Annotated in this window: 26 protein-coding genes, 1 tRNA gene and 1 riboswitch; of the genes, 21 read left to right on the top strand and 6 right to left on the bottom strand. The window is 69.1% G+C overall.

All coding sequences use genetic code 11. The annotated features are described in order from the left end of the window. Positions 1–28: 28 nt before the first annotated feature. Positions 29–94, top strand: a riboswitch (guanidine-III (ykkC-III) riboswitch). Between the two features lie 12 nt (positions 95–106). Both BLT19_RS15085 and BLT19_RS15080 read left to right on the top strand, forming a co-directional pair. After that, complete coding sequence (locus tag BLT19_RS15085; RefSeq protein ID WP_091491917.1) at positions 107–427, top strand: DMT family transporter; 321 nt, start codon at positions 107–109, stop codon at positions 425–427. A 253-nt stretch (positions 428–680) separates the two neighbouring features. Then, positions 681–1073: a DUF1801 domain-containing protein gene (locus BLT19_RS15080; protein ID WP_091491914.1), complete on the top strand. Its 393-nt coding sequence runs from the start codon at positions 681–683 to the stop codon at positions 1071–1073. A gap of 27 nt (positions 1074–1100) precedes the next feature. Here the strand turns inward: BLT19_RS15080 and BLT19_RS15075 are convergent, their stop codons facing one another. Both BLT19_RS15075 and BLT19_RS15070 read right to left on the bottom strand, forming a co-directional pair. Continuing rightward, a complete protein-coding gene (locus BLT19_RS15075; protein WP_091491911.1) occupies positions 1101–1370 on the bottom strand; it encodes a hypothetical protein in 270 nt (89 codons plus the stop codon). 34 nt (positions 1371–1404) lie between these two features. Then, complete coding sequence (locus BLT19_RS15070) at positions 1405–2079, bottom strand: Type 1 glutamine amidotransferase-like domain-containing protein (RefSeq protein WP_091491908.1); 675 nt, start codon at positions 2077–2079, stop codon at positions 1405–1407. Between the two features lie 104 nt (positions 2080–2183). On the opposite strand from BLT19_RS15070, the gene BLT19_RS15065 reads away from it, so the two are divergent. The 3 genes from BLT19_RS15065 to BLT19_RS15055 all read left to right on the top strand — a co-directional run bounded on the left by BLT19_RS15065 (position 2184) and on the right by BLT19_RS15055 (position 4985). Next, positions 2184–2567, top strand: a complete 384-nt coding sequence (locus tag BLT19_RS15065) for a RidA family protein (protein WP_091491905.1) — start codon at positions 2184–2186, stop codon at positions 2565–2567. Between the two features lie 190 nt (positions 2568–2757). Further along, a complete protein-coding gene (locus BLT19_RS15060) occupies positions 2758–4626 on the top strand; it encodes an alkyl/aryl-sulfatase (protein WP_091491902.1) in 1869 nt (622 codons plus the stop codon). A gap of 152 nt (positions 4627–4778) precedes the next feature. Next, positions 4779–4985: a collagen-binding domain-containing protein gene (locus BLT19_RS15055; protein WP_091491900.1), complete on the top strand. Its 207-nt coding sequence runs from the start codon at positions 4779–4781 to the stop codon at positions 4983–4985. 347 nt (positions 4986–5332) lie between these two features. On the opposite strand, the gene BLT19_RS15050 is transcribed toward BLT19_RS15055, so the two are convergent. Then, positions 5333–5408: transfer RNA gene (locus tag BLT19_RS15050), tRNA-Arg, on the bottom strand. Between the two features lie 44 nt (positions 5409–5452). Next, positions 5453–6298: an SGNH/GDSL hydrolase family protein gene (locus BLT19_RS15045; RefSeq protein WP_231917678.1), complete on the bottom strand. Its 846-nt coding sequence runs from the start codon at positions 6296–6298 to the stop codon at positions 5453–5455. 79 nt (positions 6299–6377) lie between these two features. Here BLT19_RS15045 and BLT19_RS15040 point away from each other — a divergent pair, with 79 nt between their 5' ends. The 11 genes from BLT19_RS15040 (at position 6378) to BLT19_RS14990 (ending at position 19499) form a co-directional block, all read left to right on the top strand. Continuing rightward, entirely contained in the window at positions 6378–7250 is an 873-nt protein-coding gene (locus tag BLT19_RS15040; protein WP_091491895.1) for a transglutaminase-like domain-containing protein, read from the top strand. A gap of 62 nt (positions 7251–7312) precedes the next feature. After that, positions 7313–8980: an arginine--tRNA ligase gene (argS, locus tag BLT19_RS15035; protein WP_091491892.1), complete on the top strand. Its 1668-nt coding sequence runs from the start codon at positions 7313–7315 to the stop codon at positions 8978–8980. A gap of 7 nt (positions 8981–8987) precedes the next feature. Further along, complete coding sequence (locus tag BLT19_RS15030; RefSeq protein ID WP_091491890.1) at positions 8988–9809, top strand: LmeA family phospholipid-binding protein; 822 nt, start codon at positions 8988–8990, stop codon at positions 9807–9809. Between the two features lie 124 nt (positions 9810–9933). After that, positions 9934–11400 (top strand): diaminopimelate decarboxylase, encoded by a 1467-nt coding sequence (gene lysA, locus BLT19_RS15025; RefSeq protein WP_172825643.1) that lies wholly within the window; start codon positions 9934–9936, stop codon positions 11398–11400. After that, a complete protein-coding gene (locus BLT19_RS15020; protein WP_091491885.1) occupies positions 11397–12725 on the top strand; it encodes a homoserine dehydrogenase in 1329 nt (442 codons plus the stop codon). Before lysA ends, BLT19_RS15020 begins: the two co-directional genes overlap by 4 nt. 1 nt (position 12726) lies before the next feature. Next, positions 12727–13806, top strand: coding sequence for a threonine synthase (gene thrC / locus BLT19_RS15015; RefSeq protein WP_091491882.1), 1080 nt, complete (start codon positions 12727–12729; stop codon positions 13804–13806). Further along, positions 13803–14735, top strand: coding sequence for a homoserine kinase (thrB, locus tag BLT19_RS15010; protein WP_091491879.1), 933 nt, complete (start codon positions 13803–13805; stop codon positions 14733–14735). The genes thrC and thrB overlap by 4 nt, the downstream gene beginning before the upstream one ends. A 164-nt stretch (positions 14736–14899) precedes the next feature. After that, a complete protein-coding gene (rho, locus tag BLT19_RS15005; RefSeq protein ID WP_231917677.1) occupies positions 14900–17062 on the top strand; it encodes a transcription termination factor Rho in 2163 nt (720 codons plus the stop codon). 20 nt (positions 17063–17082) lie between these two features. Next, a complete protein-coding gene (prfA, locus tag BLT19_RS15000) occupies positions 17083–18162 on the top strand; it encodes a peptide chain release factor 1 (protein ID WP_091491874.1) in 1080 nt (359 codons plus the stop codon). A gap of 68 nt (positions 18163–18230) precedes the next feature. Continuing rightward, positions 18231–19088, top strand: coding sequence for an alpha/beta fold hydrolase (locus BLT19_RS14995; protein ID WP_157681871.1), 858 nt, complete (start codon positions 18231–18233; stop codon positions 19086–19088). Positions 19089–19097: 9 nt separating this feature from the next. Next, positions 19098–19499 carry a phage holin family protein gene (locus tag BLT19_RS14990; protein ID WP_091491869.1) on the top strand — a complete coding sequence of 134 codons (402 nt, stop codon included), beginning with the start codon at positions 19098–19100 and terminating at the stop codon, positions 19497–19499. A gap of 14 nt (positions 19500–19513) precedes the next feature. Here the strand turns inward: BLT19_RS14990 and epsC are convergent, their stop codons facing one another. Then, the gene (gene epsC, locus BLT19_RS14985; RefSeq protein WP_091491867.1) at positions 19514–20098 is read right to left on the bottom strand and encodes a serine O-acetyltransferase EpsC; all 585 of its coding nucleotides are present in this window, start codon (positions 20096–20098) and stop codon (positions 19514–19516) included. Positions 20099–20100: 2 nt separating this feature from the next. After that, a complete protein-coding gene (gene cysK, locus BLT19_RS14980) occupies positions 20101–21039 on the bottom strand; it encodes a cysteine synthase A (RefSeq protein WP_091491864.1) in 939 nt (312 codons plus the stop codon). A 100-nt stretch (positions 21040–21139) separates the two neighbouring features. Here cysK and prmC point away from each other — a divergent pair, with 100 nt between their 5' ends. The 5 genes from prmC (at position 21140) to atpB (ending at position 25415) form a co-directional block, all read left to right on the top strand. Next, on the top strand, positions 21140–22021 hold the full coding sequence (gene prmC / locus BLT19_RS14975) for a peptide chain release factor N(5)-glutamine methyltransferase (protein WP_091491862.1): 882 nt from the start codon (positions 21140–21142) through the stop codon (positions 22019–22021). 86 nt (positions 22022–22107) lie between these two features. After that, the gene (locus BLT19_RS14970) at positions 22108–22809 is read left to right on the top strand and encodes an L-threonylcarbamoyladenylate synthase (protein ID WP_091491859.1); all 702 of its coding nucleotides are present in this window, start codon (positions 22108–22110) and stop codon (positions 22807–22809) included. Further along, entirely contained in the window at positions 22806–23972 is a 1167-nt protein-coding gene (locus BLT19_RS14965; protein ID WP_091491857.1) for an MraY family glycosyltransferase, read from the top strand. The genes BLT19_RS14970 and BLT19_RS14965 overlap by 4 nt, the downstream gene beginning before the upstream one ends. After that, positions 23969–24466, top strand: coding sequence for a hypothetical protein (locus tag BLT19_RS14960; RefSeq protein WP_091491854.1), 498 nt, complete (start codon positions 23969–23971; stop codon positions 24464–24466). Before BLT19_RS14965 ends, BLT19_RS14960 begins: the two co-directional genes overlap by 4 nt. A 247-nt stretch (positions 24467–24713) precedes the next feature. Beyond that, positions 24714–25415 (top strand): F0F1 ATP synthase subunit A, encoded by a 702-nt coding sequence (gene atpB / locus BLT19_RS14950; RefSeq protein WP_091491851.1) that lies wholly within the window; start codon positions 24714–24716, stop codon positions 25413–25415. The last annotated feature ends 33 nt before the right edge of the window (positions 25416–25448 follow it).

Below are 25448 nucleotides of genomic sequence, written 5' to 3'. Positions count from 1 at the left end.
GCTGCACAGCCCGCTCCGGTATCGTGGAACGCGGATCCCGAACCGGATCCCCGGACGACGGATCAGTACCCGGTGAGCGACAAGACTGGCCATGGAGGCGAGTCCCATGTCGTGGGTCATCCTGGTTGCATCCGGAATCCTCGAGGCCGTCTGGGCCACTGCGCTCGGCAAGTCCGAGGGGTTCACGAAGCTCTGGCCGAGCGTGATCTTCGGTGCCGCGCTGCTGTTGAGCATGGGCGGGCTCGCCTGGGCCATGCGCGACATCTCGACCGGTACGGCGTACGCCGTCTGGGTCGGGATCGGTGCAGCCCTGACCGTGGCGTACGCGATGGTCACCGGCGCCGAGCCGTTCTCGATCGTGCGGATGCTGCTGATCCTGGGACTGGTCGGATGCGTCGTCGGGCTCAAGCTCGTCGGACACGAGTAGCGGTTCGGGATGCCGCATCCCTCACGTTCAGGCTGAGCCTGAGGTGACGTGCCGGTGAACTCTTGACGACGATCAGGTGCTGAGTATCTTTGGTCTCGCAAGGGAAAACGGAGACAGGACGAACCCGAAAGGGATCGGGAAACAGAAACCGAACATGCACCGATGATCGCCCCGAGGCTCCGGCCCCGGGGCGATCTTCATCGGTGGTCCGCAGCCCGACGCGGCGGACGGCGGCGCAAGTTACGCTCGCCCCATGCCCGCGCAGTTCGCCACCGTCGCACAGTTCCTCGACGCCCAGCCGCCCGAGCGTCGCGCCGGCGTCGAGTGGCTGCGCGCGCTGGTGCTCGAGGCCGAACCGGGGCTGGTCGAGATCGTCAAGTGGAACTCGCCCGACTACACGCTGGACGGCGTCGACCGCCTCACGATCCTCGCAGCCGGCAGGGGCCTGGCGCGACTCATCCTGCACTTCGGGACCGACCGTGCGGAGGTCAAGAGCGCCGCGCCGACGTTCGCGTCCGATCCCGAGGGACTGCTGACCTGGCATTCCGATATCCGCGCCAGCCTGGCGGTGCCGCCTCTCGAGCAGCGCGGCAGGTCGCGGGACGCGATCATCGCGGTCATCCGCGCGTGGCTCGTCCAGCCGTGATCGCGGCGGGCAGCAGGCCGGTCCGACCTACCAGATGGTGCCGCCGCCGACGGAGATGCCGCCCCAGGTGAGCGCGATGAAGATGGCGGCGAACACGACCGGCGCGATGCCCTTGCCGCTGCGCGCGAGGCCCTTGAGCAGTGCGATGACGGCGAAGATCGCGGCGACGATCGACAGGCCGCCGCCCAGGATCAGCCCGATGAACAGCGGAATGGGCATCAGCACGAGTCCGGCCAGACCGAACCAGAACGCGGCCCAGGCAGTCGGATTGGAGCGACGCTCGACAGAGGAGGACATGCGTCGATTATCTCGTGCCGGAAGGCGGCGGCCATCACCCCTTGGGGAAGTGCCGCCAGACGCCTTCTGTGACCACACGCACCTCGCCGTCGGCCACCCGGATGGCCGTCTGGTCATCGATCGCGTACGCCGGGTGGTCCAAGGCCGCCGCCCATTGCTCAGCTGCGGCGAGGGAGTTGCCCGGTGCGCCGTCGAGCGTGAGGTGCGGGCAGATCGAGAAGTCGACGACTCCCAGCGCGCGGTCATCGCCCGAAGGCGCCGTCCACCCGACGAACTCCGCTCCGATCTGCGGCGTCATCACCATGCTGCCCGCGCTCATCCCCACCCACACCGTGTCCGCCAGCGCCGGGAGCATGGCGGCGAGCCCCGATTCACGCATCCAGTGACCGAGGTAGAGCGCATCCCCGCCCGCGGCAAGCAGCACATCGGTCTCGCCTACCAGTGGCTTCCACCGCTCGTCGTCGATGCTCGGGAGTGCGGTCAGCTCCAGTACTCCCACCGATCTCCATCCCAGATCGACCATCGGGTGCTCCGACCTCCCGCTGATGAATTCCCATGCTGACGTACCGGGTCCGAGCCAGGGGTGACCGTACTGGGCGGTCGGGATGCACAGCGCGTCGGCCTCGCCGATCGGCTTGCCGAGGAGGTCTTCAAGCGAACGCCGGATGGTGGCGTTGCTGATGCCCGCCGACGTGAGGAGCAGCTTCATCGCGACTTTCCCGCGGCGGCCCGTACCCCCGCGATTCCTCGACCACCGTACGCCGTGCGCGTTCGGGGGCGCGCAGGCGCGGTCGGCGGGCATATGCTCCCGCCATGAACAGGCAGATCATCCGCACGGACAACGCGCCGAGCTCCCCGCTCTACAGCCAGGGTGTCCGGGCGGGCTCGACGATCTACGTATCGGGAACGGTGGGGATCGATCCGGCGACCGGCGCATTGGCCGGGTCGTCGATTCAGGATCAGACTCGGCAGGCGTTGCGCAACTGCGAAGCGATCCTGCATGCCGGCGACGCAACGCTGGCCGATGTGGCCTTGGTCACCGTCCTGCTCGCGCACCCGGATGACTTCGCCGGAATGAACGAAGCGTACGCGGAGGTCTTCGGCCAGATCCTCCCTGCTCGCGCGGTCGCCCGGCTCGGGCCCGACCTGGGCGGCATCCGAGTGTCGGTGATGATGACGGCGCATACGGACGGCTGACCGGGACACGCGATCGCGCAGCGTCCTACGCCGCCTTGCGCAGGCCGAGCATCTCGGCGTGGGTCTGCTGAACCGTCAGTCTCTTGAGCACGTGGGTCAGATTGCGTGCCGTCAGATCGGAGGGTGGCGTCAGCGGGATGCCTTGGGCAGGATGGTTCGTGACCGGACTCGCCGCTTGATCGGACCCCACATGAATCACAAGCCCGCCTCCCCTTCGATCGAAGCCCAGCACGCCGCTGCGTATGACTCGCTGCCATTCGGCGACACCCGCGACTTCGACGACACGGAACGGGGCCTCATTGCTGAGCTGACCCCGAACGTGGTGACCAACGGGGCCGGCACGGTCGTCTGGGACAACGACAGTTACGCGTTCCTGCAGGGTGACGCACCGACCACGGTCCACCCCAGCCTGTGGCGGCAGTCGCAACTGTCGGCCCGCGCTGGTCTGTTCAAGGTCGTGGAGGGCATCTACCAGCTCCGCGGTATCGACCTGTCGAACATGACGATCGTCGAGGGCGACACGGGCATCATCGTCATCGACACACTGCTGTCCGCCGAGACCGCCGCCGCGGCCCTGGCGCTGTACCGGGAGCACCGTGGTGACCGGAAGGTGCATGCAGTCATCCACACGCACAGTCACGCCGACCATTTCGGAGGCATCTTCGGCGTCACCTCGCAAGCAGAGGTCGACGCCGGGGATGTGCAGATCATCGCCCCGTCCGGGTTCGTCGAGCACGCCGTGTCCGAGAACGTGTACGCCGGCACGGCGATGAACCGCCGCGCAGCCTACATGTACGGTGCCGCTCTGGAGCGCGGACCGCAGGGGCAGGTCGGTGCCGGGCTGGGGCAGACGATCTCCACCGGCGAAGTGGGGCTGATCGCCCCCACCCTCACGATCAAGACGACCGGTGAGATGCACACCATCGACGGCATCGACATCGAATTCCAGATGGCACCGGGTACGGAGGCGCCATCGGAGATGCACTTCTACTTCCCGAAGTACCGGGCGCTGTGCATGGCCGAGAATGCCACCCACAACCTGCACAATCTGCTCACCCTCCGCGGCGCGGTGGTCCGCGATCCGCACGAGTGGGCGCAATACCTCACCGAAGCGATCGCCCGCTTCGGAGACCGCACCGACGCGGTGTTCGCCTCTCACCATTGGCCGACCTGGGGGCAGGAGCGGATCGTCGAATTCCTCTCTCAGCAGCGCGACATGTACGCGTACCTGCACGACCAGACCCTCCGGTTCGTGAACCGCGGATACACCGCGGCGGAAGCGGCCGAAGCGTTCGTCATGCCTCCCGCGCTGGAACAGGCATGGAACACCCGCGGCTACTACGGGTCCGTCAACCACAACGTCAAGGCGATCGTGCAGCGCTACCTCGGCTGGTTCGACGGAAACCCGGCACGGTTGTGGCCGCACCCGCCGGCCGAACTCGCGCAGCGGTACGTCGACCTCGCCGGCGGCATAGACAACGTCGTCACCGCCGCCCAGACAGCGTTCGATGCAGGAGATTTCCGGTGGGCGGCGACATTGCTCGACCACGCTGTCTTCGTCGACGAACACCATCACGCCGCGCGGGCGCTGTACGCAGACACCCTCGAACAACTCGCGTACGGATCGGAGAACGGTACCTGGCGGGACTTCTTCCTCTCCGGCGCAACCGAACTGCGCGGCGCGAACTTCGGCACCCCGACCAAGACGAACGCACCCTCTGTTCTCGCGCAGCTCACGCCGGAGATGGTGCTGGACGCGATCGCGATCAAGATCGACGGACCCAACGCGTGGGACCTGGATCTTGCGTTCGCGATCGACCTCACCGACCTGGACCGTCGCTTCCGGGTCACCCTGCGCAACGGGGTCCTGGTGTACCTCGAAGACGGGGAGGGCGAGGTCGATCTGACCCTGTCGCTGACGAAGCTGCGGCTTCTCGCGCTCATCGGCGGCGACAGCACCTCGGAGGGTGTGAACATGACAGGCGATGAGAGCGTGCTGCAGAAGCTGGTCTCGGTCATCGACCCCGGCGACGACTCCTTCGCGATCGTCACTCCCTGAGCCGCATCATGTCGCGTACCCAGTGCAGAGGGAGAAGGTTTGTCGCGGCGGCCACCGCCACTCTCTTGATCGGGGCGGGCGCGGTCGCGGTGGATGTGTCGCTCGCGTAACCCGCACACGCCGCCTACCCGGACACGTTCGACCCGTTCGCCATGAACGGAGGGTTCACCGTGTACGCGCGCGAAAACGCGCTCCTGCTGAATCAGGAGACCGAGGGAAGCATCGCCGTCGGCGACACGGCGACCGTCCAAGGATCCAGCGGAACGTACACGATCATTCACGTCGCGGCCGGGCCCGGGGACTACACACTTCCCGCCGAGCCGCCCGCCGGAGGAACCGGCAACGGCAGCATCAGGTGAGCTACACGACCGAGCGCTCCGGGCGACACTCGCAGACGGCGCAGGTTCCGTCGGTGACGAGCTCATGACCGCCGATCGAGCAGTCCCAGCCGAGGCCGGGAACCGTGCTCTGGCGGGCCTCCGGTGCCACTCTGGCGCGCGCATGCGCCGCAGGGTTCCTCGGTGCCCGGTTGGGTGTTTGCGGCAGAGGGGGGAGTCCGCGTCATGCATGACGTCTGGCGTGATCTTCGACCCGTGGGCAGAAGAGTGGGATGGAGCGGACTCCGTGGCACAGACAAGCGCGATTCGGATGTTGTCACGAGAAAGGGACCGCAAGGTCTGAAAGACCCGCGATCCCTTGTCCCGATTGGTGCCCCCGACTGGAATCGAACCAGCGACCTTTGGTACCGGAAACCAACGCTCTATCCCCTGAGCTACGGAGGCGTACCGGTCGAGATTACACCAGGCGAGGGATCCTCCTCGCCCGGTCAGGGTCCTGTGAGGTCTGATTCGGCTGGGGCGTCGGCGGCGACCTGCGTGCCGTCCGCGCCGTCCGTCATCGCATCCAGGGACTCCGCCAGGCGCGTCGCCAGGTACTGGTGGCCGACCGTCGACGGGTGGTCGCGGCCGATACCGGTGTCGATGACCTGGGCGTAGTTGTCCGCGTCGATCCACCCTTCGGCGATCGGCGAGATGTACCACCAGCCGCGCTCGGCGGCGAGGGACGAGAGGTCGGCGTCGATGCGGGCGGTCGCCTCCTCGACGGGGAGGATCTGCGGCGCCGGGCCCAGGATGACGATGGCGGCGTTCGGGTAAAGGGCGGCCAGCTGATCCCAGGCGGCAGTCACGGCGGCGCGATAGCCGTCCGCCGGCAGCCGGCGGTCGTTGATCGACCCCTCGACGATGATCAGATCGGGATCCAGCGCCGGGTCCAGCGCGGCGATGCGCTCGCCGTACGAGCCGCCGTCCAACCCCGGTTTGAGGTAGCCGCTGCCGCGCACACCGTCGACGATCGCGTTCCAGCCCAGCCGATCGCCGATCACGTAGGCGTAGCCCAGCGTGGGCAGCGAGGCCGCTGAGCCGTAGGTCCACGAGTCGCCGAAGATCAGCACCGTCGGGTCCTCGGGTATCGCCAACGACACCGGGGCGATCACGGCGGGAGCGGCATCGGCTGCGGCGGCGACCGGGGCGGCGGGCACCGGCATCCACATCCGCACTCCGACGACGCCGGCGACCGCAAGCACGGCGAGCGCGACAGCCGCGAAAAGCCACGTCCGGCCTGCGCGCCGAGCGCGCGCGGGCAGCGGCTCGGGGTGTGCGTGCGGCGAGGTCACAGGGCGAGGATAAGCGAAGAAATCGCGTCCGCCGAATGCACGTGCACGAGGGGTCATTCCGGCGTGCGAGGATACTTCGGTGCAACGCGTCGTGACCGCAGAATTGGACCTCGAACTGGGGTCGTCCGTCGACCTCATCTTCCAGGTCACGGCCGCTCAGCAGGTGCCCGTGGTGAGCGAGCAATTGACCTTCACGCAGGGCGAGCGCGTCTACACGCCGACCGAGATCGTCGACCAGTCCGGCAGCCGCCTGCACCGCCTCACGGGCGAGGCCGGCCGGCTCGAGGTGCGCTACGAGGCGACCGTCGAGGGGCAGACCGCCCTGAGCCGCACGAGCGACCTCGAGGCGATCACGTATCTGCGTCCGAGCCGGTACTGCCAGTCCGACGAGGTGTTCTCGCAGGCGCGGCGTCAGTTCCGCGGCCTGAGCGGTCACGACCTGATCGCGGCGGTTTCGGAGTTCGTCGCCACGAGCACGACCTACACGCCCGGCCTCAGCCAGGGCACCGACAGCGCCGTCACCACGTTGATGACCGGTCAGGGCGTCTGCCGCGACTACGCCCACGTCGTGATCGCGCTCCTTCGGGCGATGGACATGCCCGCGCGCTATGCCGCGTGCTTCGCGCCGGGCCTGCAGCCGATGGATTTCCACGCTGTCGCCGAGGCCTATCACGACGGCGCCTGGTACGTCATCGACGCGACGCGCCTGGCCAACCGCCGGTCGCTGGTGCGCATCGCGACGGGGCGGGATGCCGCGGACTGCGCGTTCCTCAGCTACCACGGCGGCCACGTGAGCCTTTCGCACATGCGCGTGGATGCCTGGGTCATGCCCGAGGCCGCCTCCGAAGCCGGCTTCGAGGGCGACGGCCGCGTCGAAGCGCTGTGGGATGCGGCATCCGATCCCGCCGACCCGACCGCGGATGACTTCACCTCCCTCATCCAGCTCGGCTGAGCCGATCAGACGGCGGAGCAGTCCAGGGAGCGTCCGGGCGGCGACCGTAGACTGGTGCGGTTATGAATCCTGACGCCCTCTCCGAAGCCCTGCTCGCCGTGATCACCCCGCTGGCCGAGGCTCGACGTGCGGGCTCGACCGGGGGCCTGACGGCGGCCGACCTGGTGCTTGACCGTCCGAAGAACCGCGACCACGGCGACTGGGCCTCCAACGCGGCGCTCAAGCTCGGCAAGGCGGTCGGCGCGAACCCCCGGGAGTTCGCCGCCGAGATCGCCGAGGCGCTGGCCGCGACACCGGGCATCGCGAACGTCGAGGTCGCCGGACCGGGCTTCATCAACATCCGATTGGATGCTGCGGCCGCCGGCGCGCTCGCTCGGACGATCGTCGAAGCCGGCGCCGCCTTCGGCACGAACGACTCGCAGCGCGGCAACACCATCAACGTGGAGTTCGTCAGCGCCAACCCCACCGGCCCGCTGCACATCGGACACACCCGGTGGGCTGCCCTCGGCGACTCCATCGCCCGGCTCCTGGCAGCCAGCGGCGCGACCGTCGCCCGGGAGTTCTACATCAACGACGCGGGCGCGCAGATGGAGCGGTTCGGCCGGTCTGTCGTCGCGGCGATGCACGGCGAGCCGACGCCGGACGACGGGTACGGCGGGTCGTACATCCAGGCGCTCGCGTCGCGCGTCATCGCCGAGCGGCCCGGCATCGTCTCGCTGGATCGCGACGAGCAGACCCGGATCGCCACCGACCTCGCCTACGGCTTCCAGCTCGGCGAGCTGCAGGCGTCACTGGTCGCGTTCCGGGTGAACTTCGACGTGTGGTTCTCCGAGCGCACGCTGCACGCCGCCGGCGCCGACGGCACGCCGAGCCTGGTCGACGAGGCCGTGGAACGCCTGCGGGCCCAGGGTCATGTCTTCGACGAGGGCGATGCGGTGTGGGTGCGCACGACCGACTTCGGTGACGACAAGGATCGCGTGATCCGTCGCTCCAACGGCGAATACACCTACTTCGCTGCCGACGCCGCTTACTACCTGAACAAGGGCGACCGGGGCTTCGCGCACAAGATCTACCTGCTCGGAGCCGACCACCATGGCTACGTGCACCGGCTGAAGGCGCTCGCCGGCGCCGCGGGCGATGATCCCGAGAAGGACATCGAGGTGCTGATCGGACAGCTCGTCTCGATCAACGGCGCCCGGCTGTCCAAGCGCGCCGGCAACATCATCGAGATGGACGACCTGCGCGAGTGGCTGGGCACGGACGCGCTGAGGTACTCGCTCGCCCGGTATCCGGCGGATTCGCCCCTCACGCTGGACCCCGAGCTGTTGCGCAAGCGCACCAACGACAACCCGGTGTTCTACGTCCAGTACGCGCACGCGCGCACCCACAACGTGGCGCGCAACGCCGCGGCATCCGGCGTCGACCGCTCCGCATTCGCGCCCGAGCTGCTCGATCATGAGACGGAATCGGCGCTCCTGGGGGCGCTGCAGGAGTTCCCGCGCATCGTCGGGTTCGCCGCCGAGGTGCGCGAGCCGCACCGCGTCGCCCGCTACCTCGAGGAGCTCGCAGGTCTCTACCACCGCTGGTACGACAGCTGCCGGGTGATCCCGCTCGGCGACGGGCCCATCGAGGCGGTGCACCGGACACGGCTGTGGCTCAACGACGCCACAGGCCAGGTGCTGCGCAACGGCCTGGACCTGCTGGGCGTCGACGCACCAAAACGGATGTAGGAGCGCCATGACCACGGCAGACGCCCAGCCCACCCAGCCGCTTCCGGACTGGCAGCGGCCTGCCGAGCCGCAACGGCGTCGGCGCCGCGTGTGGCCGTGGATCGTGGCCCTCGTGATCGTAGTGGGTCTCGCGGTGGCCGCCTGGTTCGCCGGCGAGGCGGTCGCCCGGAACGTCGTCGAGACGACGATCCGCCAGCAGGTGATCACGCAGCTGTCGCTGCCCGCCGACCAGGATGTGGCGGTCACCGTCGAAGGCGCGGTGCTGCCGCAGCTGATCGGCGGCGCGCTGCGGGATGTCACGGTCGCCTCGGACGACGTCGTGCTCGGTGAACTGTCCGGAGATGTGACCGTGCACGCCACCGGCATCCCGATCCGCGGCGACGCAGCCGCAGAATCGGCCACCGCGTCCGTGCGTCTGGACGAGGCACAGCTGCGCGCCCTCCTGGCGACCGTCGACGGGCTGCCCGCCGAGACCGTCGGCATCGCCGCTCCCGACATCACCGCTGATCTGGACCTGGAGATCTTCGGCGCCCAGATCCCGGTCGGCGTCGCGCTGACTCCCACCGCTGTGGACGGCGACATCGTGCTGACGCCCGCATCCCTTCAGCTGGCCGGTGCGACGATCACAGCCGACGAGCTGCGGGACCGCTTCGGCCGCGTCGCCGACCTGGTCGTGAAGGACTACACGGTCTGCATCGCGCAGTACATCCCCGCCGGGGTCACGCTGACCGGACTCACCGTGCAGGGCGGTGAGGTGGTGGCCGACCTCGACGTCGACGGCGCGATCATCACCGACCCGACCCTGCAGGCCAACGGCACCTGCGCCTGAGCCCCTCTTCGGCGTGCCCTAGACTTCACACACTGCCCGGCACGTGAGTTCCCGGCCGCGGCATCGCACTTCGGGCTCCGACCCGAAGCCGTCGCGCCGAAGCCTCCACCGATTGGTTCCACCTGTGTCCGCCGCCCCGACCGCCCGCACCCTCATCCCCTCGTGGCTGAGCGTCCCGGCTGACGCGAACGAGCTCGTCGCCGGCGTGTGGCCCGTCTCCGCAGAGCGCGACGCGCAGGGCGTGCTGGCCGTCGGGGGAGTCGCCGCGACAGAACTCCAGGAGCGCTTCGGCACCCCGCTCTACGTCCTGGACGAGAACGAGGTGCGCACGCACGCGCGTCGCACGCTCGAGGCCTTCCGCGCCGCCGCCACGCAGCACGGCGTCCAGGCGCGGGTGTACTACGCCGGCAAGGCGCTCCTGTGCACCGAGGTCGTCCGCTGGGTCACCGAGGAGGGACTGGCCGTCGACGTGTGCTCGGGCGGCGAGCTCGCCGTCGCGCTGGCCGCCGGCGCGGATCCTGCCCGCCTCGGCTTCCACGGCAACAACAAGAGCGTCGCCGAGCTCGAGCGCGCCGTCGAGATCGGCATCGGGTCGATCGTCCTGGACAGCTGGAACGAGCTCGACCGTCTCGCCCGCATCGTCGCGGGCCGCCCGCAGCCGCAGGCCGTGCTGGTGCGCGTGAACAGCGGCGTGCACGCCGAGACGCACGACTTCCTGGCGACGGCGCACGAAGACCAGAAGTTCGGATTCCCGCTGGAGGATGCCGCGGCCGTCGTCGCGCGCATCCGCGAGATCCCCGAGCTGCTGTTCACCGGCCTGCACTGCCACATCGGCTCGCAGATCTTCGGCACGGCAGGCTTCGAAGAATCGGCGGCGCGTCTGGTCGAGGTGCACGCCGGGCTGCGAGCCGGAGGCGAAGTCCCGGTGCTGAACCTCGGCGGCGGCTTCGGCATCGCCTACACGAGTGTCGACGACCCGACGCCGATCGAGCAGCTCGCCGCCGGCATCGCGGCCGCCGTGGCGCGCGAGTGCTCGGCGCGCGGCATCCCGATGCCTCACCTCGCCTTCGAACCCGGTCGCGCCATCGTGGGGCAGGCGGGCATCACCCTGTACGAAGTCGGCACGACCAAGCAGGTCTCGGCCGGCGAGGGCGTGGAGCGCCGGTACGTCAGCGTCGACGGCGGCATGAACGACAACGTCAGGCCCGCCCTCTACGGCGCCCAGTACACCGCGCGCATCGCCTCGCGCACCAGCACCGCGGACCCGGCCCTCGTCCGCGTGGTCGGCAAGCACTGCGAATCCGGTGACATCGTGGTGGATGCCGACTATCTGCCCGGCGACGTGCGGCCAGGTGACCTGCTGGCCGTTCCGGCGACCGGCGCCTACTGCTTCTCGCTGGCGAGCAACTACAACTACCTGACCCGCCCGCCCCTGGTCGCCGTCTGCGACGGACGGGCTCGCGTGATCGTGCGCGGCGAGACCATCGACGACCTCCTCGCGCGCGACATCGGAGCCGACAGCGCCGCGCGACCCGAACACACGGAAAGAGCCGACATGCCAGCACTGACCCAGCGGAGCGAGTCGAAGTGATCGATCACCGCCGATTGAGAGTCGCCCTCCTGGGCGCAGGGGCCGTGGGCTCACAGGTCGCCGCGCTGCTGCGCAAGCACGGCGACGAGCTCGCCGACCGCGCAGGCGCCTCGCTCGAGCTCGTCGGGATCGCGGTGCGCGACCTCGACGCACCGCGCGAGACCGATCTGCCCAAAGAGCTGTTCACCACCGACGCCGAGCAGCTCATCCTGGGCGCCGACATCGTGATCGAGCTCATGGGCGGCATCGAGCCCGCCAAGACGTACGTGCTGCAGGCGATCAACTCCGGCGCCGACGTCGTCACCGCGAACAAGGCGCTGCTGGCCACGCACGGCCCGGAGATCTTCGATGCGGCCGATCAGGTGGGCGCGCAGGTGTACTACGAGGCGGCCGCCGCCGGTGCGATCCCGATCATCCGACCGCTGCGCGACTCGCTCGCCGGCGACCGCATCCGGCGGATCATGGGCATCGTCAACGGCACCACGAACTACATCCTCGACCGGATGGACACCGAGGGCGCGGACTTCGGCGAGGTGCTCGCCGACGCGCAGCGACTCGGATACGCCGAGGCCGACCCCACCGCCGACGTGGAAGGCTACGACGCCGCACAGAAGGCGGCCATCCTGGCGAGCCTCGCCTTCCATACGACGGTTCCGCTGGATGCCGTGCACCGGGAGGGCATCACCGCGATCGACAAGGCGATGATCGATTCGGCCCGTCACGCCGGCTACGTCATCAAGCTGCTCGCCGTCTGCGAGCGACTCACCGATGACCCCCAGGAGTCGATCTCGGTGCGCGTCTACCCGGCGCTGATCAGCCGCGAACACCCGCTCGCCAGCGTCCACGGCGCGAACAACGCCGTGTTCGTCGAGGCTGAAGCCGCGGGCAACCTGATGTTCTACGGCGCCGGCGCCGGGGGAGTGCAGACCGCCTCGGCGGTCCTCGGCGATGTGGTCTCGGCCGCTCGCCGGCACGTCGCCGGCGGCGTGGGGGTTGGCGAGTCGACCCTCGCGAATCTCCCGGTCGTCCCGGTCGGGCGGGTCACGACGCGGTACCAGATCACGCTGGAAGTCGATGACCAGCCGGGCGTGCTGGCCACGGTGGCCGGGATCCTCAGCGACGGCCGCGTCTCGATCGCGACCGTGGAGCAGACCGTCATCCCCGGCGCATCGACCGGCTCCGAATCCGAAACCATCGCGGTGGCGCGCCTCGTCATCGGAACACACAGAGCACGAGAGCAGGACCTCAGCGAGACCGTCGATCGGCTCGCCGCGAGCGGCGTCGTCGAACGCGTCGTCTCGGTCCTGCGCGTGGAAGGAGACTGACATGGCACACGTCTGGCGCGGAGTCCTGCGCGAGTATGCGGATCGACTCGGAGTGACGGATGCCTCCACCGTCGTCACCCTCGGCGAGGGCGGCACACCACTGCTGCCGGCCCCATCGCTGTCACGGCGCACCGGCGCCGAGGTCTGGGTGAAGTTCGAGGGCATGAACCCCACCGGCTCCTTCAAGGACCGCGGCATGACCGTCGCGCTCTCGCGCGCGGTCGAGCACGGTGCGAAGGCGGTCATCTGCGCATCGACCGGCAACACCTCGGCATCCGCCGCCGCGTATGCCGCGCACGCCGGCATCACCGCCGCCGTCCTCGTCCCCGAGGGCAAGATCGCGATGGGCAAGCTCAGCCAGGCCGTCATCCACAACGGCCAGCTCATCCAGATCCGCGGCAACTTCGACGACTGCCTCGAGATCGCCCGCGAACTCGCCGACTCGTACCCGGTGCACCTCGTGAACTCGGTGAACCCCGACCGCATCGAGGGTCAGAAGACGGCGGCGTACGAGGTCGTCGAGGTGCTCGGCGACGCTCCCGACTTCCACTTCATCCCGGTGGGCAACGCCGGCAACTACACGGCGTACTCGCGGGGCTACCGCGAAGAGGCCGAGCGCGGCGTCGCCACCCGGGTGCCGCGCATGTTCGGCTTCCAGGCCGAGGGCTCCGCACCGCTCGTACGCGGCGAGATCGTCAAGAACCCCGAGACGGTGGCCAGCGCCATCCGCATCGGCAACCCGGCATCGTGGGAGCTCGCACTCGAGGCGCGCGACGCCACGGACGGCTGGTTCGGCGCCATCGACGACGAGCGGATCCTCGCCGCGCAGAAGCTGCTCGCCGGTGAGGTGGGCATCTTCGTCGAGCCCGCATCTGCGATCAGCGTCGCAGGGCTCCTCGACCGCGCGGAGGCCGGGATCATCCCCGCAGGTTCCCGCGTCGTGCTCACGGTCACCGGCCACGGCCTGAAGGACCCGCAGTGGGCACTGCGCAACGCCGACGGCTCCACGGTCGAGCCGACCGTGGTGGACGCGACCACGTCGGAGGTCGCCTCCGTGCTCGGTCTGCAGCCCTCGGCATGATCGGCCGGTCGGTCGCCGTCCGCGTTCCCGCGACGAGCGCGAACCTCGGCCCGGGCTTCGACACCCTCGGCCTCGCGCTCAGCGTGTACGACGAGCTGACGGTGACCGCACTGCCGGAGGGCGAGCTGGAGATCCTCGTCAGCGGCGAGGGGGCCGAGGCCGTTCCGCGCGATGCGAGCAACCTCGTCGTGCGCGCGATCGCCTACGCCTTCGCCGCGGTCGAACGCCCGCTTCCCGGTCTGCGGCTGGAGGCGCGCAACGTCATCCCGCACGGGCGAGGCCTCGGTTCCTCCGGCGCCGCGGTCGTCTCCGGCCTGCTCGCGGCGAAGGGACTGCTCGAGGGCGAGGCCGACTTCTCCGCCGATGCGCTGCTCCGCCTCGCGACCGAGATGGAGGGGCACCCGGACAACGTCGCGCCCGCGCTGTTCGGTGGACTCACGATCGCCTGGGTCGATGAGACCGGCCCGCAGCACAAGAAGCTCCTCGTGCACCGTGGCGTGTCCCCGTTGGTGTTCGTGCCCGAATTCACGATGTCCACGAGCGTCGCGCGCAGCCTGCAGCCGCTGCAGGTGCCGCGAGAGGACGCGGTCTTCAACGTGTCCCGCTCGGCGCTGTTGATCGCCGCGCTGATGCAGAGCCCGGAGCTGCTCCTGGCGGCGACCGAGGACAAGCTCCACCAGAACTATCGCGCGCAGGCCATGCCGGAGACCGACGCGCTGGTGCGAGCGCTGCGCGCGCAGGGCTTCGCCGCGGTCGTCTCCGGAGCGGGGCCGAGCGTGCTCGTGCTGGCGGACGGGCCGGGAAGGCGCCTGGAGGCCGCGGAGCTGGTCGCACAGGCGACGGACACTCCGTGGGAGTCGCTGATGCTGGCCGTCGACTTCAAGGGTGGTACAGTGAGAGGCACTGGAGGGTTCCACGTAATGACGTGAATCTGGCCTCCGATCGCAATCTGCGAAACCCTGCACGACCCCCCGCACCCCGGTCAGAATGACGACCGGATCCTGAGCTTGTCGAAGGGCGGCGTGGTCCGACGTCCGTTGTGGCGTGCGTCGCGTGCAGTGAGAATCATCCACACGTTTACAAGGGAGAACTCGTGGAGTCCATCTCCGAGATCCAGACCACCGACGCCGAGACCGAAGAGCGCACCGAAGCGCCCGACGGCACGGAGAACGTCACCGCCACGGCTGAGAACGCCGACAACGAGCCGAGCGCGACCGTGAGCGACGCTCCGGTCGCGCAGGAGGCGCCCGTCGCCGAGGAGCAGGCCGCCGAAGCCCCCGTCGTCGAGCAGACTGCAGCCGACGCTCCGGTCGCGGAGGAGGCTGCCGCCGAGGCGACCGCCGACGCTCCGGTCGCGGAGGAGGCCGCCGCCGAGGCGCCCGCCGACGCTCCGGTCGACGCGACACCCGCGGCCGAGGCCGCCCCCGTGGAGGCGGCACCCGCGACAGCACCGCGCAAGCGCGCGCCGCGACGAGCCAAGAGCACGGATGCTGCGGCCAAGGCCGCTGCGGCGCCTGCCGTTGAGGCATCCGCCGATGCGCCCGCCGCCGAGTCGACCGAAACCCCCGACGCCGCGAAGGTCGAGACGCCCGCCGCATCGGCGCCCACCGATGCTGCGCCCACCGACGCTGCGCCCACTGATGCTGCGCCCACCGACGCTGCGCCCACTGATGCTGCGCCCACCGCTCCCGAGCCGGCTGCCGACGCTGCGTCGTCCGAGAGCGCGTCGTCCGAGGCGTCCGACTCCGCTGAGTCGACCGAGTCCGGCGAACAGGGCGAGGGCGACCAAGCCGAGGGCGCCACCGACGAATCGCCGTCGCGCAGCAGCCGCAGCCGCAGCCGCAGTCGCAGCCGCAACCGCAACGCGGGCGGCCAGAACAACCAGGCCGGTCAGGGCAACTCGAACAGCCAGGGCGGCCAGAACCAGCCGGCAGCCGGCAACCAGGGGCAGAACGCCCAGGCGCAGCCGCAGGCCGCCGAGACCGACGACGAGTCGGGTTCGAACAACCGCAACCGCCAGCGCAACAAGCGTCGCGGTCCGGTGGGCGCCGACGAGTTCGACACCGAGATCGGCGACGACGACATCCTCATCCCGATCGCGGGCATCCTCGACGTCTTGGACAACTACGCGTTCGTCCGCACCACCGGCTACCTGCCCGGCACCAGCGATGTGTACGTGTCGCTCGGCCAGGTCAAGAAGTACAACCTCCGCAAGGGCGACGCCGTGGTCGGCGCGATCAAGCAGCCGCGCGAGGGCGAGCAGTCCAGCCGCCAGAAGTACAACGCGCTCGTGAAGGTCGACTCGGTCAACGGCCTGTCCGTCGAGGACGCCGCGGACCGCGTCGAGTTCGGCAAGCTGACGCCGCTGTACCCGCAGGAGCGCCTCCGTCTCGAGACGGCTCCGGAGAAGCTGACCCAGCGCATCATCGACCTGGTCGCCCCGATCGGCAAGGGCCAGCGCGGCCTCATCGTCGCGCCGCCCAAGGCCGGCAAGACGATCGTGCTGCAGCAGATCGCCAACGCGATCGCGACGAACAACCCCGAGGTCCACCTCATGGTCGTGCTCGTCGACGAGCGCCCGGAAGAAGTCACCGACATGCAGCGGACGGTCAAGGGCGAGGTCATCGCGTCGACCTTCGACCGCCCCGCCGAGGACCACACGACGGTCGCCGAGCTCGCCATCGAGCGCGCCAAGCGTCTGGTGGAGCTCGGCCGCGATGTCGTCGTCCTGCTGGATTCGATCACCCGCCTCGGCCGTGCGTACAACATCACCGCCCCCACATCGGGTCGCGTGCTCACCGGCGGCGTCGACGCTTCCGCGCTGTACCCGCCGAAGCGATTCTTCGGCGCCGCGCGCAACATCGAGAACGGCGGATCGCTCACGATCCTCGCCACCGCGCTCGTGGAGACCGGATCCAAGATGGACGAGGTCATCTTCGAGGAGTTCAAGGGCACCGGCAACAGCGAACTGCGCCTGTCGCGTCAGCTCGCCGACAAGCGCATCTTCCCGGCTGTCGACGTGAACGCGTCGAGCACCCGCCGTGAGGAGATGCTGCTGTCGGCCGACGAGGTCAAGATCACCTGGAAGCTGCGTCGCGCCCTCGCGGGGCTCGACCCGCAGCAGGCCCTGGAGGTCGTCCTCGGCAAGCTCAAGGAGACCTCGTCCAACGTCGAGTTCCTCGTGCAGATGCAGAAGTCGATCCCGACGCCCACCGGCGGCGGACACAGCCACGGGCACGAGAACAGCATCCGCTGACCGAGCCGTTCGGAGCATCCATGTTCGAATCGGTCAAGACCCTTCTCGAAGAGCACAAAGCCGTCCAGGAGGAGCTCTCCGATCCGGCGGTGCATGCCGACGCCGGCCGCGCGAGACGCGTCAACCGCCGGTACGCCGAGTTGTCGCGGATCGTCGCGGCCTACGACACGTGGGTCGCGGCATCCGATGATCTGGAGGCCGCCCGCGAACTGGCCAAGGAGGACGACGCGTTCGCCGAGGAGGTGCCCGCCCTCGAGGCGCGGGTGGCCGAGACGCAGGAGAAGCTGCGGCGCCTGCTGATCCCGCGCGACCCGGATGACGCGCGCGACGTGATCATGGAGATCAAGGGCGGCGAGGGCGGTGCGGAGAGTGCGCTGTTCGCCGCGGACCTGCTGCGCATGTACCTGCAGTACGCCGCCTCGAAGGGCTGGAAGACCGAGCTGCTCGAGCGCAACGAGTCCGACCTCGGCGGATACAAGGACGTCCAGGTCGCGATCAAGGGGTCATCCACCGATCCCGCGCAAGGCGTCTGGGCGCACCTCAAGTACGAGGGCGGTGTGCACCGCGTCCAGCGAGTGCCGGCGACCGAATCGCAGGGCCGCATCCACACCTCGACGACCGGCGTGCTGGTCTTCCCCGAGGTGGACGAGCCCGACGAGGTGCAGATCAACCCGAACGACCTGAAGATCGACGTCTTCCGCTCATCCGGACCGGGCGGCCAGTCGGTGAACACGACCGACTCGGCGGTGCGCATCACGCACCTGCCGACCGGCATCGTCGTCTCGATGCAGAACGAGAAGTCGCAGCTGCAGAACCGCGAGGCCGGCATGCGGGTGCTGCGTGCGCGGATCCTCGCCAAGCAGCAGGAAGAGCTGGATGCCGCGTCCTCCGCGGCTCGCAAGTCGCAGATCCGCGGCATGGACCGCTCCGAGCGGATCCGCACGTACAACTTCCCGGAGAACCGGATCGCCGATCACCGCACCGGCTACAAGGCGTACAACCTCGACCAGGTGATGGACGGCGCCCTGGAGCCCATCATCGAGTCGTGCATCGCCGCAGACGAGGAGGAGCGCCTGGCTTCTCTCGGCGCCGACTCCTGACGCACCGCGCTGCCGCTGCCGCCACCGCCGGGCCCGGAAGGCAGCGGCGGGGCGTTACGATGACGGGCATGGCCGAGATCACCGACGATCGGGGAACTCGGATCGATTACGTCGTCGAGGGCGCCGGGGTGCCGGCGCTGGTCCTCCACGGGGCGTACTCGACGCGCGATGAGATCATGCCGGTGACCGGGCCGATCCTCGAAGGCCGCGGCATGCGCGGCGTCTACCCCGACCTGCCGGGGATGGGGGAGTCGGCCGGCTCCTCGGCCCGCACGAGCGACGAGGTGCTGGACGCGCTCGACGCGGTCATCGCCGCCGAGATCCGCGACGAGCCGTTCGTCGTGATCGGGCATTCGTTCGGCGGCCATCTCGCCAGAGGCGTCGCTGCGCGGCATCCGGATCGGGTGCGCGGACTCGCGCTCCTCTCGCCGTTCGTCGACGACTTCGAGCCGGCACCGGCCCGCGTCGTCGAGGACGACGGCGGGATCGATGCGCTCGACGAGTCCGTGCGCGCCGACTACCTCGGCTACTTCGTGGTGCGCACGGCAGCCACCCGCGATCGATTCGAACGGTTCGTGCGATCCTCGCTCGGCCGATACGACGGCGATGTGGTCGACCGGATCATGAACGCGTCGACCCTGACACCCGACCCTGACCACGCGCCGTTCGCCGGCCCCGCCGTGGTCGCCGTGGGCCGCGACGACGGCCTGATCGGGTGGCGCGCGCAGCGGCGGCTGGGCGACATCCACCCTCGGGCGACGTTCGTCGTCGTCGACGGTGCAGGGCACGCGCTCGTCCACGAGCGCCCGCACCTGGTGCGCACCGTGCTGAACGACTGGCTCGACCGGGTCGAACGCGTTGAAACCGTCGACCGGGTCGGAGAGCGCCACGGCGAGCACCTCAGGGCCGAGCGCCCCCGCCGCTAGGCTCCAGACGTGATCACGTTCCTCATCCGCGCCGCCATCTTCGTCTTCTCGGCGGCCCTCGGCCTGATCGTGGCCGACTGGATCCTGCCCGGCTTCCACATCGACTGGAGCGACTGGTGGGGCTTCGTCCTGGCGGTGGTGATCTTCGCCGTCATCCAGAGCGTGCTGGCACCGTGGGTGTTCAAGCTGACGCGGCGACACGCAGCACCGCTCCTGGGCGGCATCGGCATCATCTCGACGTTCGTCGCCATCCTGGTCGTCGTGCTCATCCCGAACGCGGGGATCGGCATCTCGAACGTGCTCGCATGGGTGCTCGCGCCCGTGATCGTCTGGATCATCACGGCGCTGGCGACCTGGCTGCTGCCGATGGTCTTCCTCAAGAAGGACGTCGCGCAGCGCCGCGCCGGCTGAGTCGTCTCAGGCGATCAGATCGAGTAGTCCGGCAGCGAGTAATCGGGGACGCTCAGCAGCGCCCGGGTGTCCTCGCCCGCGCCGCGCGTGCGCGCCTTCGCGGGAACCCCGACGAGGATGCTGTCGGGTGCGGCATCCTTCGTGACCACCGCGTTCGCGCCGATGACCGAGCCCGCGCCGATCGTGATCGGTCCGAGGACCTTCGCGCCGGCCCCGACGGCGACACCGTCGCCGAGCGTGGGGTGCCGCTTGCCGCCCTCCCGCTGCCGGCCGCCCAGCGTGACGCCGTGGTAGAGCATCACGTCGTCGCCGACCTCCGCGGTCTCGCCGATCACGACACCCATCCCGTGGTCGATGAAGAACCGCCGGCCGATGGTGGCTCCGGGGTGGATCTCGATGCCGGTGAGCCAGCGGGTCAGCTGCGAACCGGCCCTTGCAGCCAGGCGGAACCCGCGCTGCCACAGCCAATGGTCGACGCGGTGCGCCCAGATGGCGTGCAGCCCCGGATACAGCAGCGCGATCTCGACGCCGTTGCGCGCCGCCGGATCACGCAAACGAGCAGCTGAGACATCCTCGCGGATCCGTCCCCACATCCCCACGCTCACTCCTCGCGGAGGTGTTCGTACAGCGCGGTGCTCAGGTAGCGCTCGCCTGCAGAGGGCACGATGACGACGATCGTCTTCCCGGCGTTCTCCGGGCGGGCGGCGACCTGCAGCGCGGCCCAGATGGCGGCCCCGCTGGACATCCCCACCAGGATGCCCTCGGTCGTCGCGGTCTCGCGGCCGACACGGATCGCATCGTCGAACTCCACCGGGATGACCTCGTCGATCACGCTGCGGTCCAGGATCGCCGGCACGAAGTTGGGTCCGATGCCCTGGATCTTGTGGGGGCCGGGGTGGCCCTCGCTCAGGACCGGGGAGTCCTTCGGTTCGACGGCGATGATCTGCACGTCGGGGTTGCGTTCCTTCAGCACCTGTCCCACGCCGGTGATGGTGCCGCCGGTACCGACGCCCGCGATGAAGATGTCGACCTTGCCGTCGGTGTCCCGCCAGATCTCCTCGGCGGTCGTCTTGCGGTGGATCGCCGGGTTCGCCTCGTTCTCGAACTGACGCGCCCAGATGGCACCCGGAGTGTCTGCGACGATCTGCTTCGCGATGTTGACCGCCTCCGCCATGCCCTTCGTCGGATCGGTCAGGACGAGCTCGGCGCCGAAGGCCTTGAGCAGGATGCGCCGTTCCTTCGACATCGAGGCCGGCATCGTGAGGATCACCCGGTACCCTCGCGCGGCGCCGACCATGGCCAGGGCGATGCCGGTGTTGCCACTGGTGGACTCGACGATGGTGCCGCCGGGCTGCAGTTCGCCGGATGCCTCGGCCGCGTCGACGATCGCGATGCCCAGACGGTCTTTGACGCTGGAGACGGGGTTGTAGAACTCGAGCTTGACCAGCACGTCGGCGCCGAGTCCCTCGGTCAGCCGGTTCAAGCGCACCAGCGGAGTGTTGCCGAATGCGGACGTGATGTCGGAGTGGATGCCGGACATGCGGGAGGCCTTTCGCGCGGGCGGTCGGGACGGGCACAAGCCTAAAGGAGTCGATCCTGTGTCGGCGCCCTGTGACGACGGCCGTAGGCTGAGTGCCGCGATGCCTGAGACTCCCCCCGCTCCACTGCTGCTCGCCGACGCTCTCCGCCGTGCCGTCGAGGTGCTGGCGCGCGCCGGCGTGCCGGATGCCGACGTCGACGCCGAGCTGCTCGCCGCGCACGTCGTGGGCGGCGGGAGGGGATCGGTGCAGGCGGCGGCGATCCGCGGAGCGGAGATCACCGAGGCGGATGCCGCGGCCTTCGACGCCCTCGTCGCACGTCGCGTCACCCGCGAGCCGCTGCAGCACCTCACCGGCCTCGCGCCGTTCCGTCACCTCGAGCTTCGGGTCGGCCCCGGCGTGTTCGTCCCCCGTCCCGAGACGGAGATGGTGGCGCAGCTGGCCATCGACGCGCTCGCCGCCGCGGCATCCCCCGCTCCGATCGGCGTGGACCTGGGCACCGGATCCGGCGCGATTGCACTGGCCATGGCGACCGAGGTCCCGCACGCGCGTGTGTTCGCCGCGGAGAACTCCGTCGAGGCCTTCGTGTGGACGAAGGAGAACTTCGAGCGTCTCGCGCCGGAGAGCGCCCGGCTGGCGTTCATCGATCTGGCGCACGCCTTCCCCGAGCTGGAGGGCACCGTGTCGGTGGTCGTCTCCAACCCGCCGTACGTTCCGGATGCCGCGATCCCGCGCGACCCGGAGGTCCGGTTCTTCGACCCGCCGGTCGCGCTGTACGGGGGAGCGGACGGGCTGGATGTCGTGCGGGTACTGAGCGCAGTTGCGCTTCGGCTCGCGCATCCCGGCGGGACCCTCGTTCTCGAGCACGGCGAGTGGCAGGGCGCCGCGATCCGTGACCTGCTCACGGCCGACGGCTGGCGGGCGGCCTCCACGCATCCCGATCTGACGATGCGCGATCGCGCGACCACGGCGATCCGGCCCTGAGCCCGCCGCGCCGCGACGCGCCGGTGTGTCGCGACGCGCGGGCGGCACAGGACGCTCGGAGGCGCCCGGCCTAGAATGAGCGGGACATGTCCTCCCTCTTCGACTGCCGAGACGAGGCGCAGCTGCTTCCCGGCATGCGTCAGGCGCGCCAGGCCATCGGCCGCGGTGAGCTCGTCGTGCTCCCCACCGACACGGTCTACGGCGTGGCCGCGGACGCGTTCAGCGCGAGCGCCGTGCAGCGGCTCCTCGATGCGAAGGGACGCGGACGACAGTCCCCGCCACCGGTCCTGGTCGCCGGGATCACGACGCTTCGTGCCCTCGTGGCCGAGGTCCCCGAGCCCGTCGAAAGGCTGGTGGAGGCGTTCTGGCCGGGCGGGCTGACCATCGTGCTGCCGTCCCAGCCCTCGCTCTCCTGGGATCTGGGCGAGACCCACGGCACGGTCGCGGTGCGCATGCCGGCGCACCGGATCGCCCTCGAACTGCTGGAGGAGACCGGCCCACTGGCGGTCTCCAGTGCGAACCTGACCGGTCACGCCGCGGCGATCCGCGCATGGGAGGCCAAGGACATGCTCGGCGACAGCGTGTCGGTCTACCTCGACGGCGGTCCCTCGGACACGGGCATCGCCTCGACCATCGTCGATGCGACGAGCCTGGTGGGCGGTACCGATCCGCTGGTCCGGGTCCTCCGGGAGGGCGCCGTCGATCGGGCGCGCCTGCGCGAGGTGCTCGGCGACCTGCTCGAGCCGGATCCGGATCGCGACCAGGTGGGCGCCGACGGGGCTGCATGAAGCAGTATCTGTTCACCGTCCTGTTCACCGCCGCGATCACCCTCGCCCTGTCGTGGGGGGTGTGGCGCCTCAGCCTCAAGTACAAGCTGTACCCCGGCATCCGGGAACGCGATGTGCACAAGACCCCGACGCCGCGTCTGGGGGGGATCGCGATGTTCCTCGGCGTGGTCGCCGCCTTCGCCGTCTCGTCCCAGAACCCGTACTTCGCGATCTTCTGGGTCGATCCCGCGCCGGTCTACGCGATCCTCGCGGCGACGCTGCTGATCGTCATCGTCGGCGTCGCCGATGACCTGTGGGACCTCGACTGGATGATCAAGCTCGGCGCGCAGTTCCTCGCCGCGGGCATCATCGCGTGGTTCGGCCAGCTGCAGATCTTCGCGCTGCCGATCGGAGGCCTGTCGATCTGGTCCAGCTGGGTGAGCTTCACGCTGACCGTGTTCTCGATCGTCGTGGTGATGAACGCCGTCAACTTCATCGACGGCCTGGACGGACTCGTCGCCGGCGTGTGCCTGATCGCCAACGGCGTGTTCTTCGCGTACTCGTACATCCTCGTGCGCGACACCGGGTCGAGCACCTACTTCAACCTGGCATCCTTCATCGCCGCGGTGCTGATCGGCGCGTGCATCGGCTTCCTGCCGTTGAACTGGAGCCCCGCGAAGCTGTTCATGGGGGATTCCGGCGCGCTGATGCTGGGCCTGCTGATGGCGTGCTCGGCGATCGCCATCACCGGCCAGCTCAACCCCGCGGTCCTCAACCCCGACGAGTTCGGCCGGTCGCAGCTGCTGGGTGCCTTCATCCCGATCCTTCTGCCGATCGTGGTGGTCCTGCTGCCCCTGCTGGACTTCGGGCTCGCGGTGGTTCGTCGTATGGGGGCGGGCAAGTCGCCCTTCTCGCCGGACCGCAAGCACCTGCATCACCGGATGCTGGACATGGGCCACACGGACCGCGACGCCGTCCTCATCTTCTACGCGTGGACGGCCGTGGTGAGCCTGGCAGTCCTGCTGATGTACGTCGGCACGCAGGAGGAGTGGCCGGGAGACTATCTCCTCGGCGTCGCCTTCGGCGGCGTCGGCATCATCGCCTGCCTGGTCCTGACCTTCCTCCCGCTGCGGCGACGCGGCGGGTCCACCCCGACCACCCCTGTCCTGGAGGACGCCCGATGAACGCCCAGCCCATCTCGAGCACCCCGATCCTGCGGACCACGCTGATCTGGTCGGGTGCCGTCACGGCAGTCCTCGCGGTGGCGGGAGCGGTCATCGGCTTCCTCGTCGATGGCGGTACCGGACTGGTCAGCGCGCTGATCGGCGTGCTCATCGCCGCGGTGTTCCTGGCGATCACCGGAGCCAGCATCCTGATCGCCAACCGCTGGTACGCAGACCCGCTGTACGTCCCGGTGTTCTTCGGGATCGTCCTGGGCGGCTGGATCCTCAAGCTCGTCGTCTTCATCGTCGCCCTGCTGGTGCTGCGCGGCCAGCCGTGGATCGACTCCACGATCTTCTTCGTCGCCGTCGTCGTCAGCGTGCTGGCCTCACTGGTCGTGGATGTCGTCGTGCTGCTGCGGATGCGCGTGCCGCACGTCAGCGACGCATCGCTGCCCAGCGAAGTGCTCGAGGACGAGGCCCCGGTCTCTCGACGTCGAGACATCGGCGGTTCCTGAACGGATTTCAGGAGCCCCCGAGTTTGCTAGGGTAGACATGCGCCCGCCCGCTCACTCGTGAGCGCTTGCGGAGTGACTCTCACCGACCATCGTCGCGACGACTCGTCTCGTTGCCCCGAAGCTGGAGCCAGCGCTGTTTATTGAAGCCGCGAGCCTGATCGCCATTGCCGCCGAATCGGACGATAGCGGATTCCACCCGCCCTCGATCGAGGAATTCTTCCCCGACCCCGTCCTCTTCGAGGGGACGATGTTCGCGATCACGCGCATCAACCTGATCCAGATGCTGGCGACGGTCGTGCTCATCGTGATCTTCATCATCGGAACGCGCCGGATGAAGCTGGTGCCCAGCCGCGGTCAGAGCATCGTCGAGATGGGACTGGACTTCGTCCGGGTCAACATCGCGCACGACCTGCTCGGCAAGAAGGACGGCAACCGCTTCCTGCCCATCCTGACGACGATGTTCTTCATGATCCTGTTCATGAACCTGACGGGCATCATCCCCGGGCTGAACATCGCCGGTACGAGTGTGATCGCCGTTCCGCTCCTGCTGGCGGTGGTGGCATATGTCACCTTCATCTACGCCGGCATCAAGAAGAGCCCAGCGAACTTCTTCAAGAACTCGCTGATGCCTCCGGGCCTGCCCTGGTTCCTGTACATCCTGATCATCCCGCTCGAGTTCCTCTCGACCTTCATCATCCGCCCGGTCACACTCACGCTCCGACTGCTGATGAACATGATCGTCGGCCACCTCATGCTGGTGCTGTTCTTCGCAGCCACGCAGTTCTTCATCTTCGGCCTCGGCGGCTGGTGGTCGCTGCTGGGCGTCGGGACGCTCGCGTTCGGTTTCGTCTTCACCCTGTTCGAACTCCTGGTGGCCTTCCTCCAGGCGTATGTCTTCGCAATCCTGACGGCGGTCTACATCCAGCTCGCCATCGCAGAAGAGCACTAGCGGGCCGGCGCCAGCCGCCCACAACGAAAGGAA

Source organism: Microbacterium pygmaeum (assembly GCF_900100885.1).
In the GTDB taxonomy this organism is placed as follows: domain Bacteria; phylum Actinomycetota; class Actinomycetes; order Actinomycetales; family Microbacteriaceae; genus Microbacterium; species Microbacterium pygmaeum.
This window is presented reverse-complemented; position numbering and strand designations above follow the sequence as displayed.